Origin of the sequence: Sphingobium sp. LSP13-1-1.1 (assembly GCF_040676415.1) — a bacterium.
Classification (GTDB): Bacteria; Pseudomonadota; Alphaproteobacteria; order Sphingomonadales; family Sphingomonadaceae; genus Sphingobium.
Genome location: NZ_JBEGHU010000023.1, coordinates 247,867 through 263,098, shown reverse-complemented (window position 1 = coordinate 263,098; position 15,232 = coordinate 247,867). Strand labels below are relative to the sequence as shown.

19 protein-coding genes are annotated in these 15,232 nt (G+C 63.9%); 4 read left to right on the top strand and 15 right to left on the bottom strand.

Going from position 1 to position 15,232, the window contains the following annotated elements:
- From MRBLSP13_RS13260 to MRBLSP13_RS13190, 15 genes are all read right to left on the bottom strand, one after another.
- Positions 1 to 198: a hypothetical protein gene (locus MRBLSP13_RS13260; RefSeq protein ID WP_363754928.1), complete on the bottom strand. Its 198-nt coding sequence runs from the start codon at positions 196 to 198 to the stop codon at positions 1 to 3.
- Between the two features lie 74 nt (positions 199 to 272).
- Positions 273 to 716 (bottom strand): hypothetical protein, encoded by a 444-nt coding sequence (locus MRBLSP13_RS13255; RefSeq protein WP_363754926.1) that lies wholly within the window; start codon positions 714 to 716, stop codon positions 273 to 275.
- Between the two features lie 59 nt (positions 717 to 775).
- A complete protein-coding gene (locus MRBLSP13_RS13250; RefSeq protein ID WP_363754924.1) occupies positions 776 to 1,702 on the bottom strand; it encodes a phage capsid protein in 927 nt (308 codons plus the stop codon).
- Positions 1,703 to 1,933: 231 nt separating this feature from the next.
- Entirely contained in the window at positions 1,934 to 2,887 is a 954-nt protein-coding gene (locus tag MRBLSP13_RS13245; protein WP_363754922.1) for a hypothetical protein, read from the bottom strand.
- The gene (locus MRBLSP13_RS13240; RefSeq protein WP_363754920.1) at positions 2,877 to 3,233 is read right to left on the bottom strand and encodes a hypothetical protein; all 357 of its coding nucleotides are present in this window, start codon (positions 3,231 to 3,233) and stop codon (positions 2,877 to 2,879) included. The genes MRBLSP13_RS13245 and MRBLSP13_RS13240 overlap by 11 nt, the downstream gene beginning before the upstream one ends.
- Positions 3,230 to 4,879 carry a portal protein gene (locus MRBLSP13_RS13235; protein WP_363754918.1) on the bottom strand — a complete coding sequence of 550 codons (1,650 nt, stop codon included), beginning with the start codon at positions 4,877 to 4,879 and terminating at the stop codon, positions 3,230 to 3,232. Before MRBLSP13_RS13235 ends, MRBLSP13_RS13240 begins: the two co-directional genes overlap by 4 nt.
- Before the next feature lie 50 nt (positions 4,880 to 4,929).
- Complete coding sequence (locus tag MRBLSP13_RS13230; protein ID WP_363754917.1) at positions 4,930 to 5,523, bottom strand: hypothetical protein; 594 nt, start codon at positions 5,521 to 5,523, stop codon at positions 4,930 to 4,932.
- A gap of 8 nt (positions 5,524 to 5,531) precedes the next feature.
- Complete coding sequence (locus tag MRBLSP13_RS13225; RefSeq protein ID WP_363754915.1) at positions 5,532 to 5,762, bottom strand: hypothetical protein; 231 nt, start codon at positions 5,760 to 5,762, stop codon at positions 5,532 to 5,534.
- A 1-nt stretch (position 5,763) separates the two neighbouring features.
- Positions 5,764 to 7,263: a hypothetical protein gene (locus tag MRBLSP13_RS13220; RefSeq protein ID WP_363754913.1), complete on the bottom strand. Its 1,500-nt coding sequence runs from the start codon at positions 7,261 to 7,263 to the stop codon at positions 5,764 to 5,766.
- A 56-nt stretch (positions 7,264 to 7,319) separates the two neighbouring features.
- Complete coding sequence (locus tag MRBLSP13_RS13215; protein WP_363754911.1) at positions 7,320 to 7,883, bottom strand: hypothetical protein; 564 nt, start codon at positions 7,881 to 7,883, stop codon at positions 7,320 to 7,322.
- Positions 7,884 to 9,200: 1,317 nt separating this feature from the next.
- Positions 9,201 to 9,365 carry a hypothetical protein gene (locus tag MRBLSP13_RS13210; RefSeq protein WP_363754909.1) on the bottom strand — a complete coding sequence of 55 codons (165 nt, stop codon included), beginning with the start codon at positions 9,363 to 9,365 and terminating at the stop codon, positions 9,201 to 9,203.
- Positions 9,362 to 11,272 (bottom strand): hypothetical protein, encoded by a 1,911-nt coding sequence (locus tag MRBLSP13_RS13205; protein WP_363754907.1) that lies wholly within the window; start codon positions 11,270 to 11,272, stop codon positions 9,362 to 9,364. Before MRBLSP13_RS13205 ends, MRBLSP13_RS13210 begins: the two co-directional genes overlap by 4 nt.
- Entirely contained in the window at positions 11,272 to 11,697 is a 426-nt protein-coding gene (locus MRBLSP13_RS13200) for a hypothetical protein (protein WP_363754905.1), read from the bottom strand. Before MRBLSP13_RS13200 ends, MRBLSP13_RS13205 begins: the two co-directional genes overlap by 1 nt.
- Entirely contained in the window at positions 11,694 to 12,788 is a 1,095-nt protein-coding gene (locus MRBLSP13_RS13195) for a DUF7146 domain-containing protein (RefSeq protein WP_363754903.1), read from the bottom strand. The genes MRBLSP13_RS13200 and MRBLSP13_RS13195 overlap by 4 nt, the downstream gene beginning before the upstream one ends.
- Positions 12,789 to 12,876: 88 nt before the next feature.
- Positions 12,877 to 13,152, bottom strand: a complete 276-nt coding sequence (locus tag MRBLSP13_RS13190) for a hypothetical protein (RefSeq protein ID WP_363754901.1) — start codon at positions 13,150 to 13,152, stop codon at positions 12,877 to 12,879.
- Between the two features lie 110 nt (positions 13,153 to 13,262).
- Here MRBLSP13_RS13190 and MRBLSP13_RS13185 point away from each other — a divergent pair, with 110 nt between their 5' ends.
- The 4 genes from MRBLSP13_RS13185 (at position 13,263) to MRBLSP13_RS13170 (ending at position 15,141) form a co-directional block, all read left to right on the top strand.
- Entirely contained in the window at positions 13,263 to 13,451 is a 189-nt protein-coding gene (locus MRBLSP13_RS13185) for a hypothetical protein (RefSeq protein WP_363754899.1), read from the top strand.
- A gap of 116 nt (positions 13,452 to 13,567) precedes the next feature.
- Positions 13,568 to 13,873 carry a hypothetical protein gene (locus MRBLSP13_RS13180; protein ID WP_363754897.1) on the top strand — a complete coding sequence of 102 codons (306 nt, stop codon included), beginning with the start codon at positions 13,568 to 13,570 and terminating at the stop codon, positions 13,871 to 13,873.
- 433 nt (positions 13,874 to 14,306) lie between these two features.
- Positions 14,307 to 14,678, top strand: a complete 372-nt coding sequence (locus MRBLSP13_RS13175) for a helix-turn-helix domain-containing protein (protein WP_363754895.1) — start codon at positions 14,307 to 14,309, stop codon at positions 14,676 to 14,678.
- A 31-nt stretch (positions 14,679 to 14,709) separates the two neighbouring features.
- On the top strand, positions 14,710 to 15,141 hold the full coding sequence (locus tag MRBLSP13_RS13170; RefSeq protein WP_363754893.1) for a hypothetical protein: 432 nt from the start codon (positions 14,710 to 14,712) through the stop codon (positions 15,139 to 15,141).
- Positions 15,142 to 15,232: the final 91 nt, after the last annotated feature.

The following is a 15,232-nucleotide window of genomic DNA, read 5'->3' as shown; positions in this document are numbered from 1 at the left end:
TCAGAGCGGCGGCCACTTGCCCGCGTGGATCTTCTGCTTGATATTGTCGAGCGCGACCAGGACGTCGCCCTTCGTCAGCTTGGTATAGTCGATATTGACGGAGATCGTGTCGGACTGGGCTTCGGCCGAACCAGCGGCCACCGCCACATCCTTGAGGCCGACCTTGCCCCGCTGCATCGTGAATTTCGCCGTGGCCATGCGCCATCTCCCTTATGATCGGTTTGCGCCGGGGCCGATCGACGGCAGCCCCGGCGCGCGACCTGACATGCGCGTCAGGCCGAAATCGTGAAGCGAAGCTCGACCACGACGATGGCGGCACCGGGCATCGCCGCGGCCGCGATCGTCATCCAGACATCTTCGTCGGCCGACAGCGGAGCATCGTCGAGGGCGGATGCCTTCGGGCCGATGCAGGTCGGCGCGTCGAGCGGCGTGGTGAAGGTCCGGGCCGCGACATATTTGCCCGACGACGCCGTCGTGCCGATCGCGATGGTCGACGATCCCAGGGACGTATCCGTGGTGATCAGCACTTCCTTGAGGTTGGCGCCCTGGGGAAGCCGACCGAGATAGACGCGATCGGCGATCTGGTCGGCCAGCACCTGCTTGGTGGCGCGGATGCTGCGCAGCTTGGCGCCGACCAGGGCGCCGTCCGCTTTCTTGTTCGGGGTCGAGGTGCCGTCGACGACGCCCACCTGTTCCACTGCATAACGGTCAGTCATGTTTCAGTCTCCGAAGCCCGAAGCTGCCAGGAGGGGGTGGCCGAAGCCGCCCCGACCGGTCAGGCTTCGCTGTTGAGGATGATCCCGACCTTGCCGGCCTGGGTACGGGTGGACGCGACCGTGGTGCCCGCGAACACCTGGGTCGAAAACAGCTTGGTCGGCAGACGATCGACCGAGGAGCGGAGTTTCTGCCAGACGTTGCGGCGCCCGCCCGACTTCACCCAGAACAGGTTCTTCCGGTACCCGCTGCCGTCGACCGACAGGGGCGAGGAGAATTTGAGCAGCGGATTGCCCAGTTCGATCGGGATGATCGTGAAGCCCAGCAGCTTGGTGATGACGCCGTTGCTGAACTCGCCGCCATAGACGCGCTGGAAATCGGCCGAGGTGACCGGGATCTCGCTCAGCAGATCGTCCATCTGCTCGGAGGTCAGGGTCATGAACCGCTGCTCGTTCATGTCGTTGAAATTCTGCATGAGCAGCTTGTTCGCCGCGCGAACCTTGGCGACGTTCATGCGCTGCGCGCCGGCGGCGCCGCCCGTCGTCACGGGAATAATCATCGACCCGGGGAAGGGAGTGACCGTCAGGCCATCCTTGCCGCTGATGATCGATCCATAGAGGCCCTGCAGATCCTTGTCGTCGCGCGCCCGGTTGATCGTCGCGGCCGCCGCCATGGTATAGGTGCCCTGGACATCGATGCCGGTCGCCAGCTTGTCGGCATTGTCGACCAGGTCGGCATAATATTCCTCATCGGGCTTCGGGATCCACACGCCGTCATGGGGCGTGTTGACATATTTTGTGTCGCCGTGGCGCTCATTGGCGGTCTGCGACGCGACATTGCCGACGATGTCCGACACCTTCGCCTTTTCGGCGCCGGTGTCGTTCTGCTCGACCAGGGCGCCGTCCAGCAGCGACTTGGTCTGGTTGAGCGCGAGCTCGACATTGTTGTCGAAAGTTACTTGTGCGGTATTGTTGACCTGGTTGGACACGATGCCCTCCCGACGAAAAAGGTTGAAGACCGATTTCGAAGGGCTTGGGGGCAGCTAGGCCCGGCCTCTCTATCGTTTAACGCCCGCGATCGGCGGCAGCTTCCACTGCTGGGCCCGGGGCGAACGAGGCTTGGCCAGGACTTACTATGATGGGGGAATAACCGGTCCCCCGAACCGGAGCGCCATAATTCTCACAGCCCGACTCGCGCGTCAATCGGACTGTCGCAAAAATCAAGCGGCTTCCGCATCCTTCCCGGCCGCCACTGCCGCGATCAGGCGCTGGCGCCGTGCAGTCGCCGCCGGATCCTTCCGCTGGATCGCCGCCATATGCTCGGGATCATTGTTCAGCCGGGTGAGCTCGGCCTGCGCTTCCGCCGGCGTGACGCCGAACCGCCCGCGACCGCCAGACAGCAGCGCATCCTCCGCCATGCCTTCGCCCAAACGGGCGAAGAGCTGGAGCGCGCGATCGGCGCCGATGGCGGACCTGATGCCCTGCAGATCTTCGCGATTGAGCCCCAGCGCCGCCGTAGCCTTGTCGACGAAGGCCAGCTTGGCGTTGCCCTCCGCGCCCCAGGCCTTGAGCTGCGCCTGTGCCTTGCCGTCCTGCTCGACCCGGGCGGCCTCCGCCTCGTCCAGTTGCAACTGGATGAAATCGGCGACCAGGCCCTGGAAGGCCGCCTTGGGCGCGCCATGCTTCAGCGCGCTTTCCGACAGTTTCGTGATCAGCGCCTCATTGAGCGGCACGCCCTCCGGCCCCTTGATCTCATAGCCGTCGACCGCCTCCGGCACGCCGATCGCCCGGGCGAAGGCCTTGCGCTCATCATCGCTGGCATTTTCACCGGGCAGCTTGACGCGACCGCTATCGCGAACCGCGCGCTCCGCTTCCCGATAGGATTTAACGAGGGCATCAATATCCTTGAAGCCCTTGCCCTTGATGTAATCGCGGTTCGACGGGTTGTCGCCTTCACCACCCTCGGCCGACAGGAGGCCATAAAATTCGGGATCCTGGCCATCGCCGCCGCCGCCGGCGCCACCGATGCCGGCGGCATCATCGTCCGCACCGCCGCCGCCATTACCGCCGCCCTGGCCACCACCGCCACCGCCGCCGAGCAGATCCGCGGATCCGCCCAAGCCGCCGTCGCCGCCACCATTGCCGCCTTCGCCGTCATCACCATCAAACGCCATCGTCGACCTCCATCAGTTGCTGAACTTGCCGCTCATTCAATTCGAGCGATTGAACGATCCGCAGCCACACCTGGCGACGCCCTTCGCGCACGCCCATCAGGTACGGATCGCTGGAAAATGTGCTGCGCGTCGCGAAGCAGAAATTGCCCAGGTCCTTGAGCACCAGCTCCGAAGCCCGGCGCAGCTTGTCGTGACCAGGCGCGAAGAACAGCGCCCGCCAGGACCAGCGCCGCGGCGTGAAATAGGCGAAGAATATCTCCTTCGCCGCGCGGGAGACATTCACGGCCCGACGCCGGATCGCATCACGCGCCCGCGCCGCTTCCAGATCCTGCGGATCCTCGATCATGCCGTACCCCGCGCGATTTCGTTGCCCTTGGCGAAATCCTGATAGGCGCCGGCGATCGCCGCCAGCTGATCGACCCCGGCCGCCGCCTGCTTTTCCTCCGCCCGCTTGGCCCGCCGCGCGGCGATCTCATCCGGCGACCGGATCCAGCCCTGCCGCACGCCCAGCACGTCGGCCACGCCGGGCGCCGCTTCATCGGTGTTGATGACATCGAACACCTCCGGATCGACTTGCGCCATCGGCGTCAGGGCTTCCACCAGGCGCGTGAAGCCCGCTGCCTCTTCCGCCCGCGCCATGCGGTTGAGCGGATTGTCATAATCGATCACTGGCCAGGCCCCGGCCTCGACCACCTCCGGGGGGAACGGCTCGATCTGATTGGCGCGCAGGGCCAGATCCAGATCGCGCTGCGTCACCGGGTTCTGCTTTTCGGTTTCGTACCGGCCAGCATAGGGCGCGATCAGCACGCCTTGCTTGGCGGCGATCTCCAGCACCGCCGTCGCCGAGCGCTGGACCGCATCATCGGTCAGCAGCTTGAAATAATCTTCCAGGAACGCCGTGCGGACCACTTCGCGATCCTGCTCGATCATCTCCATCCCCACGGGCAGGTTTCCGTCGCCCCCGGGCATGCGGTGAACCAGCAGCTGGCCCTGGTCATTGACCATGCCCGGATTGGCGCCGCTGGGCCGGGTCACCAGTGACGTGATGCCGTCGTCGCTGTAGAAGGCCAGCGCAGGATCCGCCTGCTTATGGGCGGCGCGCAGGATCGTCTGTTTCATGACGTTGAGACCGCGTACCGTCGGCAGCACCTTCAGCGCCGGCGATCGCCCATATTTGTCGCAGGGACCGGTGACATGGCGCGACACCGAAATCGGCATGGTGTGGAAGCCCTTGCGGCGCAGGATGACCTTTTCATCGAGCGCGATGTGCAGGCTGTCGACCGGCATGCCGCGCCGATCGAGCGCGCCGGGCTCGAGGTCGCCGTTCGGGCAGACGACATGCAGGATCTCGAATTCCTCATCCAGCTTGTTCTTGACGAGGGCGTCGAGCATCTTGCCGGTCAATGAGGCGCGGCCAAATTCCTGCGCAAGCTGGCGGGCCGTCCGCCTGTAACGCCGCTGGACCGTGTCGACGCGGCCGGCGAAATTTTCGTCGATATAGCATTCGGACAGGTGCAGCGCCTTGTAGAACAGGCCGACGCCGGGGATTTCACCGGTCCAGAGCGGCCCGGTCCCATATTTCATGATCTGCCGAAAATCCTCATGCGCCTGCGTTTCGAAGCCGGTATGCGCAGCGTAGCGAATGGCATACAGCCGATCGCCGGCGCGCTCGCACCAGCGCCGGACATTCGGCATCTTGTCGAGCTCGCGGTCGCCGAACTTCACCCGGATATACTGGGTCGCGCGCGGCACCGTGATCGATGCCATGGCGGCGACCGATCGGTCGAGGCCCTCGACCGCTGTCACGTCGAAGTTGCCGGCGCCCTTGACCACCGTGCCGCTGTTGCCGAAACCGCCTCCGCCAAGGGGATCGACCCGTTCATCGATCTCGCGCCAGGCGCTTTCATACAGGGCGCGCTCGCCGGCCAACCGGTCATGATTGCGCAGGTGCGCCTTGACCAGATCATCATTCTGCAATTTGTCGTCAGCCATTGCCGGACCCCCGCGTGAAGGGGCGCGCCCAGGCAGGCGCGCCGCCCAGTTTAGAAGATGATATCGTTTTCGATTTTCATGCGGCTGCCCGGCGCGACATTGAACGCCTCGGACCGCTTGTGCGTCGCGACATGTTCGCCATCGATCAGCAGCGCATAGCCGTGGATCGAATAGCCGACGTCGCTGGGGCCGATCAGGTCGATCGGTTCCGACAGCATCAGGCCGCCCAGGTGCGATTTCCAGACATCGCCCGATACCTCGACCGGCTTCGATCCCGGGATCTCGTTGCCGTTGCGGTCAAGGAATGCGATCTCGATTTCGTCGGCATCGCTGATCTCATCCCGCAACTTGTCGCCGGAAAGAACCTTGTCGTCGGCGATCGCCTTGAACTTGCGCGCTCTCGGCGTGGCCGCCTTCGGCGCGGCCACCTTGGGCTTGGCCTTCAGGTCAGCCTCCGCCTTCTCGGCCCGCGCGATCGCGTCGTCGCGTTCCCTGGTCAGCTCCTCGATCTTCCCGGCATAGCCGCTGTTGCCTTCCTCCAGGTCGGCGACACGCTGCGCCAGGGCCACTGCGCCATCGCGATCCAATCCATCCTTGAACTGCTCCTGTAGCGCCTGCAGCGCCGTCGTCTGATCCGTCATCATCGTTCCTTTCAGCTTCCGAGGGTGAGTTTCCCGCCGGTGAGCGCGGCCTCGGCACCGCTCGCACCATTCACGATGTCCGCCGCACCACCCTTGCGGCGGCGCAGTTCATCGTCGGCCATCGCCTGGGCGCCGGCCTCATCGCGGGTAACAGTGGGAAGGGGAGCGGGGGGCTTGCCCGGGGTGGACACGATGCCCAGCGCTTTCAGAGGCGCGCTCAATAATTTCCCAACGATCGCCATTCTAACCTCCCAGCTCATCGAAATCGGACAGGATCTTCACGGGCGCGGTGCGGGGCTGCTCGCCCCGGATCTGCGCGACCACATGCTCGCCTTCCAGGGCGGCGTACTGCTCGCTGTCGCAGACGTGCGTGAAGATGGTATTGGCGATCGGGACGTCGCCCTTTTCCTCGCCGGTGCCCAGCGTCGATTTTTCGTAACGGTACCCGCCCGAATGTCCCTTGATCAGGTGCGTGCAGGACGGATCGACATAGTAATCGCCGTCCCTGTAGCTATCGATCGAGCCATGCGCCTTCCAGATCGCCTCATTGCGCAGCGCCGGCGAATTGCTCTTCGCCTTGTGGATTGGCCCCATGCCGATCGCATTCTTCACCGACCTGACCCAGTCGATCGCATCCCTGGGACTATCCTTCCCCTTGAATGCCGCCGGATCGCACACGAAGCGGATCTGCTCGGGCTGGATCCCGGGGAAGCGCTCCAGCAGGCGCTGCCTGATCATTTTGCCGAAGGTTTCCGCCGACCAGCCCAGGACGCTTTTCCCGTCCTTCGATCGATTGACGACTTCGCCATGGATGCGGATGCCGCCGGCCGCCGTGCGCTGGAGGAACACCGCCGCCGCCGTATAGCCGCCATCGATGCCGACGACGACCTGGCGGCCCTTGATCCATTCCGTAGGGCGGACATGCCGGGTGTAGACGAAACCCGGGTTGACCGGCAGCCCGTGCATGAGCGGCACCGGCTTGTTGTGGACCATGCGGTCGACATAGCCCGGCTTGTGGCGGTTCGTGGCAACCTGCAGCAGGTAATAACCCCGCCCGTTCGGAAGATTATGGATATTCTCCGCATCAGGCTCCATGCCGCCCGGCTGGACGAAGCGATCGATCAGCGGACGCCCCTGCAGCACCTCGTCCAGCATCGCCAGATCGTCCGGCGCCATGCCCTCCATCGCCTTTTCGAACAGCAGCTGGTAGGCGTGGTTTTCCACGTCCGGCATGTTCATCGAGATGATGATCTGCGGATCCACGACCAACGTCGGATCGAGATCGGAGAAGCGACCGACGCGACCCGTAAGGAACGGCACGAGGTCCGCGGGTTGAAGATCCGCCTCATCGATGATCACCGCGTTCACTTCCCAGCCGCGGCAAGCTTCCTCGACCGTCTGGTCGCCGATCGCGCGAAACTCGAACTCGACATCGAGCACATCGACGGGACGGCCATGTTCGCGCCGCAGGATCTTGCGGAACTTGTGCGTGAACGGCGCCGACCAGTTGAATTTGCCCTCAGCCTCCGGAACGACATTGAACCAGCTTTTCAGCGTGGTGGACTTGAGCGACGGATAGCTCTCGCGGATGACGCCGATGCGCGCCTTCCGCCATGTGATGCCGTTATCGTCGATAGTTCCCTTCTGTCTGGCCGCGACGAGCAGGCCCTTCTGCAGGGCCGCCATCGTCTTGCCCGATCCCACCGGACCGATGATCCCGCAGATGAAGGCGCGCGAATGCATGAATGCATCCGCAATCGGACCGGGCGATCGCATCAGGCGAGGCTTGGACGGCGCCCTCATTCGTCGTCCCCATCCGGCACGGGAGCGAAATCAGCTTCGATGATGCTCTGCACCTCGCTCGCGGTATGCGTCACGCCGGCAATGACCAGGTCCGACACGCCGCTGAAGTTCAGGTCGACGGCGATCGGTTTTTTACCCTGCAGATACGGCATGAGGGCCTCCGCCGCGCGCATCCGCATCGCCTCGGCCTCCTGGTAGCTCAGTCGCTCGACCACGATGTTCGGTTTGCCGTTCTTCCGGAAACTATGGACTTTGGGCTGCTTGGATGCTTCGATCAGAACTTCCGGTGGCGTCGACTGGATCTGCATCAGCGTGATCGCGGGATGCTGGCCGAACTGGAGAATATATTTCTCGAAGTCGTCGGTTCGCCTGTTGCGAGCGCCCTTTGGCCGCCCGCGCTTGCGTTCGCGCGCCTCGCGCAGCACGGCCATGTGCCCCGCGGCCTCGCCCAGAGCCTCGCGCGCTTCAACCATCTCCTCCGGCGTGACGGGGCCGAAGAGATCCTCCTGCTCGGCCTCATGCGCGGCAGCAGCCTCGACGAGGGCCTTGGCCTGATCCATCTGCCGCGCGAGCGGATCCTTCGGACGATCAGTTGACATGGACGCCTCCGGCGCTAGGCTCGCCGGATCGACACAGCCCCAAATTGGCAATGATACCCCGACCCGTCGCTGAATGGCGAACGGCAGGGGAGGCGCTTACCCCCGGCCCCGTGTTGCCCAATCCAACTTGGCGCGCCTTCGGCGACCCCGCAGGACAGGCACGAAATCGGCCTTCGACCGAAATCAGGAAAAACGCCTGCGCGAAGGGGCTGAGGACAGGGCGCGCGGCGCTGGGGGGGCCACCCCCCTCCGCCTGGGCAAGCCGATCGGCATCGGCCCGGTCGACCAGGGCGCGTCCAGCGCCGCCGCTGGTCAGCCTGCATAGCTTCCGCCGAGGCTCGACAACCAACGCATTTCCGCGCCTTTCGCTCGACTGTTCCAACATCGCTGTTCCAACACACGTCGAGCGACCTCCGCAAACCCGCAGAAATCCGCCATTCCCGACGACGCCCTGCGCCTGGTCGAGATCCGCCGCGTCGACCCGGTCGCCCAGCCGCCCGGCCGGAATTCCGGCCCCGAAAGTTTTCGCCCCGCGCCCGTCTTTTTGCCCCTTCATCGGCAGGTCCGGATGACAAACATGAGCCGATATCGAATATCCGCCGCCTATTTTATTCCGAAACTGGCTGTTTTCCGTGGGTTGCAGACCTGCGCGATAGGCCGGTTCTAACGAGAACCAGCCGAGAACCTCGCTAGAACCATTAACACATTGTTCTACTTGAATAATGTTATGTGGTTCTGTGGTTCTGGTATTTCCCCTCGCGTTATGCGCGTGTGCTCGCGCATATACGCGGGCGCGCACATAGCGCGAGGCCCGCCGCGAGAACCCGAGAACCGGGCGCAGTTGTCCTGTGATTTCAATGACTTGATGGTTCTCGCGTGGTTCTCGGCTGGTTCTCGTCAGAACCGCCCCCCCGGACCCATCGCAGGCCGAACACTGGCGATCCAACTTCCCTGCCATCCAACGGGCCGGGGGGCAAGCCGCAAAAACATGATTGCCTAGAGCCAACGGGCCAGGGTGCGACGATGCGAGGGAGGCATCGAGAGAGCGGCCGCGCACCACTCCGCGCGCCGTCGACCGCTTCGCGATCGCCGTCGTGCTCGTTGCGGCCGCGAGTTTGGCGCCAGGCTCGACGCGGGCCGAGAGATGCCCAAAAGAGCACCCGCGCACCGCGTCGCTGCGCGCCGCTGCGGGTGCGATTTTCGCTCTTGACATGGCGCTTTCATGCGGGTTTGCGCGGGCGAAAATCTTTTTTTGTGGGGGAATTGACAGGTGCGAAATCATATCTTTTCGCCCTCATCGAAGAGTGCATCGACGATCACGCCGAACAACCGGTCAATTGCACCAAAAAGGAACGCCTCGTGCGTCTTGTAGCCCCTCCTGGCGTCATCCAACTCGTCGGCCAGCGCCACGCGGATCTGCTCTTTCAACTGCTCGCGCGTCATGCCCCGTCACCCTCCTTCCGCCATCGGGCCGGGGCCGGAATTTCACTCTCGTCGATGACCTGGTCGAGCGGCACGAGCGTCGCCGTGAGGCTCGATCGGGCGAACTTCACCTTGACCCCCTCGACAGCCTCGGGGCAGCGGGCGAGCGGCTGCGACCACACACCGCTCGCCCACTTCGTGTTGGCGAAATGGGCAGCCAGGGCCTGGTGCGAATTGGCGACCGCCAGATAGCCCGGCTCGCCCGGTTTCCAGACCGCAGAGCCTTTTTCCGTCGTCGTGACGATCTTGAGCCCCATCTCCTGCAAGCGCCGATGATAGCGGCTGTCCTGCGCCAGCGTGGGATCGACCAGATCCTGCACGGCCGCGCCGATCCAGGTGCCGATGCTTTCGCGCTCATCGCCACCCCGCGCCTGTACCATCGTCGTGCGAAGGTGCGTGAGGCACAGCTCATGCTCCTCGGCCGCGTCGACGACTTCGCGCAGATGCCTGACATCGCAGAGCGAGGCGATCTGCTCGACCGTCTCGATATCCGGCAATTCATCGTAGAGCAGCAGGTCCGCGCAGGCCAGGAGCGTGCCGAACTGATCGCATGCGCGGGAGCTATGCCCCATGTCCGCCAGGGCATCCATATAGGCGTTCAGCGTGGCGTCCCATCGATGCCAGCCATCGACCATGCGGCGCAACATCTTGCGGCCTGCATCGGCCAGCTTCGCCGCCTTGAGGTCGGGCTTGGGCGCGCCGTCGGGCAGGGGCTTGAGGGCGCAGATCGCCCAGCGGCTGCGATCCTGCGGCTCCATGGGCGGAATAAGGATGGAGGATGCCCAGAACGCACTCTGCAGCGTGAAATCGACCGCCTGATGGTCATGACCGCCACGGCCGGCATCGTCGCCGCTGGACGACACGCGCGCCAGCTCGAGGATCGCCTTGTTCCGGCGATTGTCCGTATCGGCCTCGAGTTCGTCGAGCATCACCGCCACGGTCGAATTGCGCAGGCGCTGGCGGATATAGGCCGCCGTCGGCTCCGCCGAGCGCACCGCCGCCGATCCGAACACCTGGGACAACAGCCCGCGCTTGCCGTTCAGCGTGGACTTGCCCGTGCCCTTGCCGCCCGTGATCCAGATATTGGATCGCCAGTCGAACGCGCCGCCCATCATGCCGCAACCGATGCCGCCCAGGATCAGCAGCGGATCGAGCAACGGCCGCTTCCACGGCCATGTCGCGATCATGGCGCGCAACTGCTCCGCTGCTTGCGGGCCGACCTCATCGGGCCAGGGACGCGGCAGCGGCGCCGCCGCCGGATAGACATAATCGCCATGCTCGCCGGTACGATGCCACTCGATCTCGCCCGCCGAACCGTCGACACGCAGTTGCCGGCGCATGACGATGTTGCCCAGGTGCAGGATCAGATCGTCCTTCGATCCGCGATGCGCGCCGGCGCCGCGCACGCGGCCCGCGGGATCGAATATGCCCTTGCGGGTGCACTCGATGACCAGCGCGTCGCGCGCCTCGGCCTGGTCGAAGCCGATGATCTCGCTTTCCTTGATGACGATCCAGCGCTTTTCGTCCTTGTCATACTCGCGCACGGGCTTGGACCATTGGGGAAAATGCTGCTCCAGCCATCCCGCCTTGACGCCGAACAGGCCAACCAGATTGCCCCGGCCATGCTTGTTGCCCATTTCCAGGCCGATGATCTGGCCGTTCGTGTCGAGATACCAGGCCTGCTGTCCCTGAACGCCCAGGCATGTCACCGGGCAGCCCGGCGGCAGCGGCGGCGCGTCCAGTTCGTCGCCGTCATCATGACCGCCGAACGGGCGCAGATCGCCCTCATCGGCCAGTTGGGGCGCGTCGATGGCATTGTCGACGGCGGCGCCGATCATGTCGACGATATTGTCGCCTCGCGCGCCCATCAGCGGAAATCCCCCCGCGCGACGGGATCATACCGCTTTTCCATCTCCCCATAGCGCGGCAGGGCGATCTTCGCAGGGCGGGGCGCAGCGGTGGAAGGCTGCGCCCCTTCTGTAACGGGAGGCTCTTTCGACGCGAGATCCGGCCCAATGACCGGATGCAGGGGGGCTTGCGACCCGTACCTGACCTCCCTCTCGGGCATTTCGGGCGCGACGACCTCGCGCAATCCCTTCATCCGCGCCTTGGCCTCTTCGACCCGGCAGCCCAGGATCTTCGCGCAGTCGGCAAATGAAAACAGATCCTCGCGCAACTGGCGCAATTCCCGATCGCGCTTGGACGTCCACCGGAACGGCCGACCATCCCCATCATTCCGCGCCTTGCTCGCGGCGACCGCGATCGCCTGCGCGTGCGACATATCCCGCATCATGCAGCCCTCTCCCCAGCGCCACCGCGCTGCAGCCATTCGTTGAAATCCTTGAAGCCGATCGGCGGCAGCACCCGCTTGACGTGCATCCCGCGCGCCTGCTGCCGGGCGATGACCCGCTCCAGCGCGTCGATCGCCTTGGGCTTCGTGTCCCGATCGGCCAGCAATACCATCGTCCTGACATGCTCCGGCCAGACGATCGAACCGATGTTCGGCAGCGAATAGCCGGCCACGATGCGCAGATCCGGCTTCGCAATGGCGACCGTCAGCGCATCCTCGATCCCTTCAGCGATATAGACCGGCTCATCCGCCGGCATGTCCGCCATCGACTTGCCCGACGCACCCTTGCGCAGGGGAATGAAAGACCCGCCGCACGCACCCAGCACCATCTTGGCGTTGGGGCTGTCGATCTTCACCCAGCCGCGCGCTGGATCCCAGCGCAGATAGGTGCGATGCGTGGCGACATGCCTGCCGTCGGGCGTGAACATGCCCGCGACCATCGCCGGCATCTTCACCTGCTCATCCTTGTTGTAGACCTCGGGATGGAAGCGCAGCGATCCGGGCCATTTGCCCAGCGCCTCGACCGTGATGCCGCGACCGCGCAGATAATATTCCGCGGGCGTGCCGCCGATCGGCGCCGACCCCATCCACAGCGCGACGGCCCGCCGCCGCTTCTGTTCCTTGACCTCGCGATCCTTGAGCGCGCTGGCCTCGGCCGCCGCGCGCGCATCGCGCCGGCGGATATCCAGTCGGGCCGGATCGAGATCGTCGATCTTGAGCCAGCTTTTCGCCCACTTGATCGCCTCACCCATCTCGCCGTTGAACAGCACCAGGCGGATCAGGTGCAGGCAATCGCCGCCGAGGAAGCCCGAACCGCTCGACTGGCTGAAATCGGTCCACATGCCGCGATTGGGGCCGTCGACATTGATCTTGAGCGACTGGCCCGGTTCGCCCGCGAGCGACCCGATCACCAGATAATGACCGTCCCGACGACAGGCCGGCAGCAATTCCCAGGCGAGCCGCTCGGCATCGGCGCGCAGCAGCTGCTCGATCTCGCGCACATCGATGGCATAGATCCGGCCGGGTGCGCTCATGGCCGACCCTCACGCCAGTCGCGGATCTTGCGCACCAGATCGAGCACGCAGACGCAGCCGATCAGGATCAGGATGTCGATCGCCAGCCTCATCGCTGCCACTCCGGCGGCCAGACGAGCGCCCCACCGAGGGAGAAAACCCGCCCCTGCGCGACCGTGGCGCTGTCTGCGGATCCGGCAGGGGCGGGAACCATTACCCCTGCCGGATCCGAGGCGACCCCTGGCGATGTCTCGGCATCGCCAGTCGGCAACCCTTTGGCCTCGCGCAGCAACCGATCGGCGACGCGCAACTCGACCAGCGCATCGCTGACCGCGCGCAGGGCGTTTCGCCGCCGCCATTTCGCCTGTTCGATGTCCCCCGCCATCTCGGCTAACCCGTCTTGAACCGCTGGAAGCCCAGCATCGGGAGGGAATTCGTTAACCATGATCCCGCACGCTGAACCGATTTGATAATCGTGCTTTTGCAGGGGTGAACGTGAACTACTGGATCGAAAACATGCCGGAAATCGAAACCACCGGCGACAATGTCCGCGTCATGATTGACCGTGGCTATGTCATGCCGCGCTACCTCGCGCTGCGTCTGGCTCGCGCGTTGCTGGCCGCCGTGGCGGAGCTCGAGGACCGACCGGCCGCGCCCGTCATTCCGATCACGAAAGCCGGATAGGCGCGATCGGGGGGTCGCAAATATCCGGGCGGCGAGGCTTGTGCCCCGCCGCCCGTCCATCCATGCCGTCAGAACCACCAACGACGAAAGCGCTACGCACATGGAGGAATTCGAATATGCCCTCATCTGACAACCTCTTGGTTGCCGTCAACGGCCGAACTTTTCGAAATGAGATCGTCATTCTCGACGGCCACGCCTTCGAAGACTGCCGTTTCATCGAATGTGAGCTTCAATTCGCGGCGGAGCGTGAAATGTCGATTGCTGTGGATTGCAAGATGCTCGATTGCAGCCTGCGCCTCGCGGGTCGTGCAGCCTTCACGGTCGACTTCCTTCGCCAGATCGACGCCTTCGGCCTGACGGGCCCGGTCGACCTGATCCTCGCTCAGATAAAGCGGCACGACGATCGCGGGAGCGCCAACTAGGGAAACGTGAACAGCCTTCATTGCCCACCTCCGCGCCGGAAGAAAGGCATAAGCGCATCTGCGTCGAGATCGCGGCTAAGCGCGGTAAGCCGGTCAATCGCTGCGAGATGAGCAGAGAGCGGGAACCGCATCGTCATGCAGCCTTACTCTGTGGCATGGCGACAGGGAGATCGTAGAAGTCGTTCGGCGTAGCCACTCCTGCGCAGAAGAGCGCCACCATATGCGGCGGGCTTGGGATCATGGCACCGCTCTCCCAGCGGAACCAAGTCATGCGCGTCGTTTTGAAATAAGCACCGGCCTCCGCATGCGTCATGCTGCGGCCGACGCGCCAATTTCTAAGTTTTTGAGGGGCTAAGACCGGCATAGGAATGACGGCGTAACCTAATACGTTACTGATTGACAAGGGGCTGTAACACGATACGTAGCTTTTCCCATGAGTGCCACGATCCTACACTTCCCCGCGATGACGGAACGGCCCAACAGGATCTATCAGCTGCGCACGGAGCGCGGCCTCTCACAGCAGGAGCTGGGGGAGATGATCGGCTGTTCAAAGATGCACGTGAGCGGCATGGAGCGTGGGGTCCGAGAGGTTACTCTCACCTGGATGCAACGCATTGCCGACGCACTTGGCGTGGATCCTTCCGACGTCATGAACGAGGACGACAACCCGCTCCGATTGACGCCGGACGAACGCCGACTGATCGAGCGCTATCGATCGGCGGACGATGCAGCAAAACAAAATATCCAGCGCGTTACTGAAGCGCTTTCACCTTTTGCGAGGGAGCCCGAACAGGACGCTGCTTAGCCTCGCTTCAACTACAGTAATCCTTGGCGCCATGATCGCCCCGACCTTGTCGGCAGCGCAGCCCGTCAGAACAATCGAGGAGATCGTGGAGGACGCCGGCGATCTCCACCCATGGCCAACACCAGAGGACATGGCGGATGACGCCAAAAAACTAGCCTCGATCAACCGAGCCACGGCAAATGACGCTCAAGCGATTGCGGGGCGAGAGTTGGCAGGTAATCTATATCGCTATTGTGCCATGAGTTACGCGAGGTCTTTTCTGTCCCAGGCAGAACCAGCCGCCACAATAGCGAAATCGAGCATTCAGCTTTGCCATTCAGATCAATTTCGTTTCTTTGAATGGATCGTCGCGAGCGGCGTCAAGCCAGCCAGCGCCGAAAAGTTCATCGAAACAGCCAACGCCATGTTGAGTGACGAGATCGTTGCCCAAGTTTTGATCAAAAGATCGGAAAAGCAGCACTGAAATAACGTGACACGTTACATTTCCGCTCCGATGCGGTCCGCACAGGCGCAAAAGTATCTTATCACGTTACAAAATCCTTGACGGAGTAACG

Coding starts and splice junctions, on each gene's coding strand:
- MRBLSP13_RS13260 (WP_363754928.1), bottom strand. CDS start 198: ATGGCCACGGCGAAATTCACGATGCAGCGGGGCAAGGTCGGCCTCAAG.
- MRBLSP13_RS13255 (WP_363754926.1), bottom strand. CDS start 716: ATGACTGACCGTTATGCAGTGGAACAGGTGGGCGTCGTCGACGGCACC.
- MRBLSP13_RS13245 (WP_363754922.1), bottom strand. CDS start 2,887: ATGGCGTTTGATGGTGATGACGGCGAAGGCGGCAATGGTGGCGGCGAC.
- MRBLSP13_RS13240 (WP_363754920.1), bottom strand. CDS start 3,233: ATGATCGAGGATCCGCAGGATCTGGAAGCGGCGCGGGCGCGTGATGCG.
- MRBLSP13_RS13235 (WP_363754918.1), bottom strand. CDS start 4,879: ATGGCTGACGACAAATTGCAGAATGATGATCTGGTCAAGGCGCACCTG.
- MRBLSP13_RS13230 (WP_363754917.1), bottom strand. CDS start 5,523: ATGATGACGGATCAGACGACGGCGCTGCAGGCGCTACAGGAGCAGTTC.
- MRBLSP13_RS13225 (WP_363754915.1), bottom strand. CDS start 5,762: ATGGCGATCGTTGGGAAATTATTGAGCGCGCCTCTGAAAGCGCTGGGC.
- MRBLSP13_RS13220 (WP_363754913.1), bottom strand. CDS start 7,263: ATGCATTCGCGCGCCTTCATCTGCGGGATCATCGGTCCGGTGGGATCG.
- MRBLSP13_RS13215 (WP_363754911.1), bottom strand. CDS start 7,883: ATGGATCAGGCCAAGGCCCTCGTCGAGGCTGCTGCCGCGCATGAGGCC.
- MRBLSP13_RS13210 (WP_363754909.1), bottom strand. CDS start 9,365: ATGACGCGCGAGCAGTTGAAAGAGCAGATCCGCGTGGCGCTGGCCGAC.
- MRBLSP13_RS13205 (WP_363754907.1), bottom strand. CDS start 11,272: ATGGGCGCGCGAGGCGACAATATCGTCGACATGATCGGCGCCGCCGTC.
- MRBLSP13_RS13200 (WP_363754905.1), bottom strand. CDS start 11,697: ATGATGCGGGATATGTCGCACGCGCAGGCGATCGCGGTCGCCGCGAGC.
- MRBLSP13_RS13195 (WP_363754903.1), bottom strand. CDS start 12,788: ATGAGCGCACCCGGCCGGATCTATGCCATCGATGTGCGCGAGATCGAG.
- MRBLSP13_RS13190 (WP_363754901.1), bottom strand. CDS start 13,152: ATGGCGGGGGACATCGAACAGGCGAAATGGCGGCGGCGAAACGCCCTG.
- MRBLSP13_RS13180 (WP_363754897.1), top strand. CDS start 13,568: ATGCCCTCATCTGACAACCTCTTGGTTGCCGTCAACGGCCGAACTTTT.
- MRBLSP13_RS13175 (WP_363754895.1), top strand. CDS start 14,307: ATGAGTGCCACGATCCTACACTTCCCCGCGATGACGGAACGGCCCAAC.
- MRBLSP13_RS13170 (WP_363754893.1), top strand. CDS start 14,710: ATGATCGCCCCGACCTTGTCGGCAGCGCAGCCCGTCAGAACAATCGAG.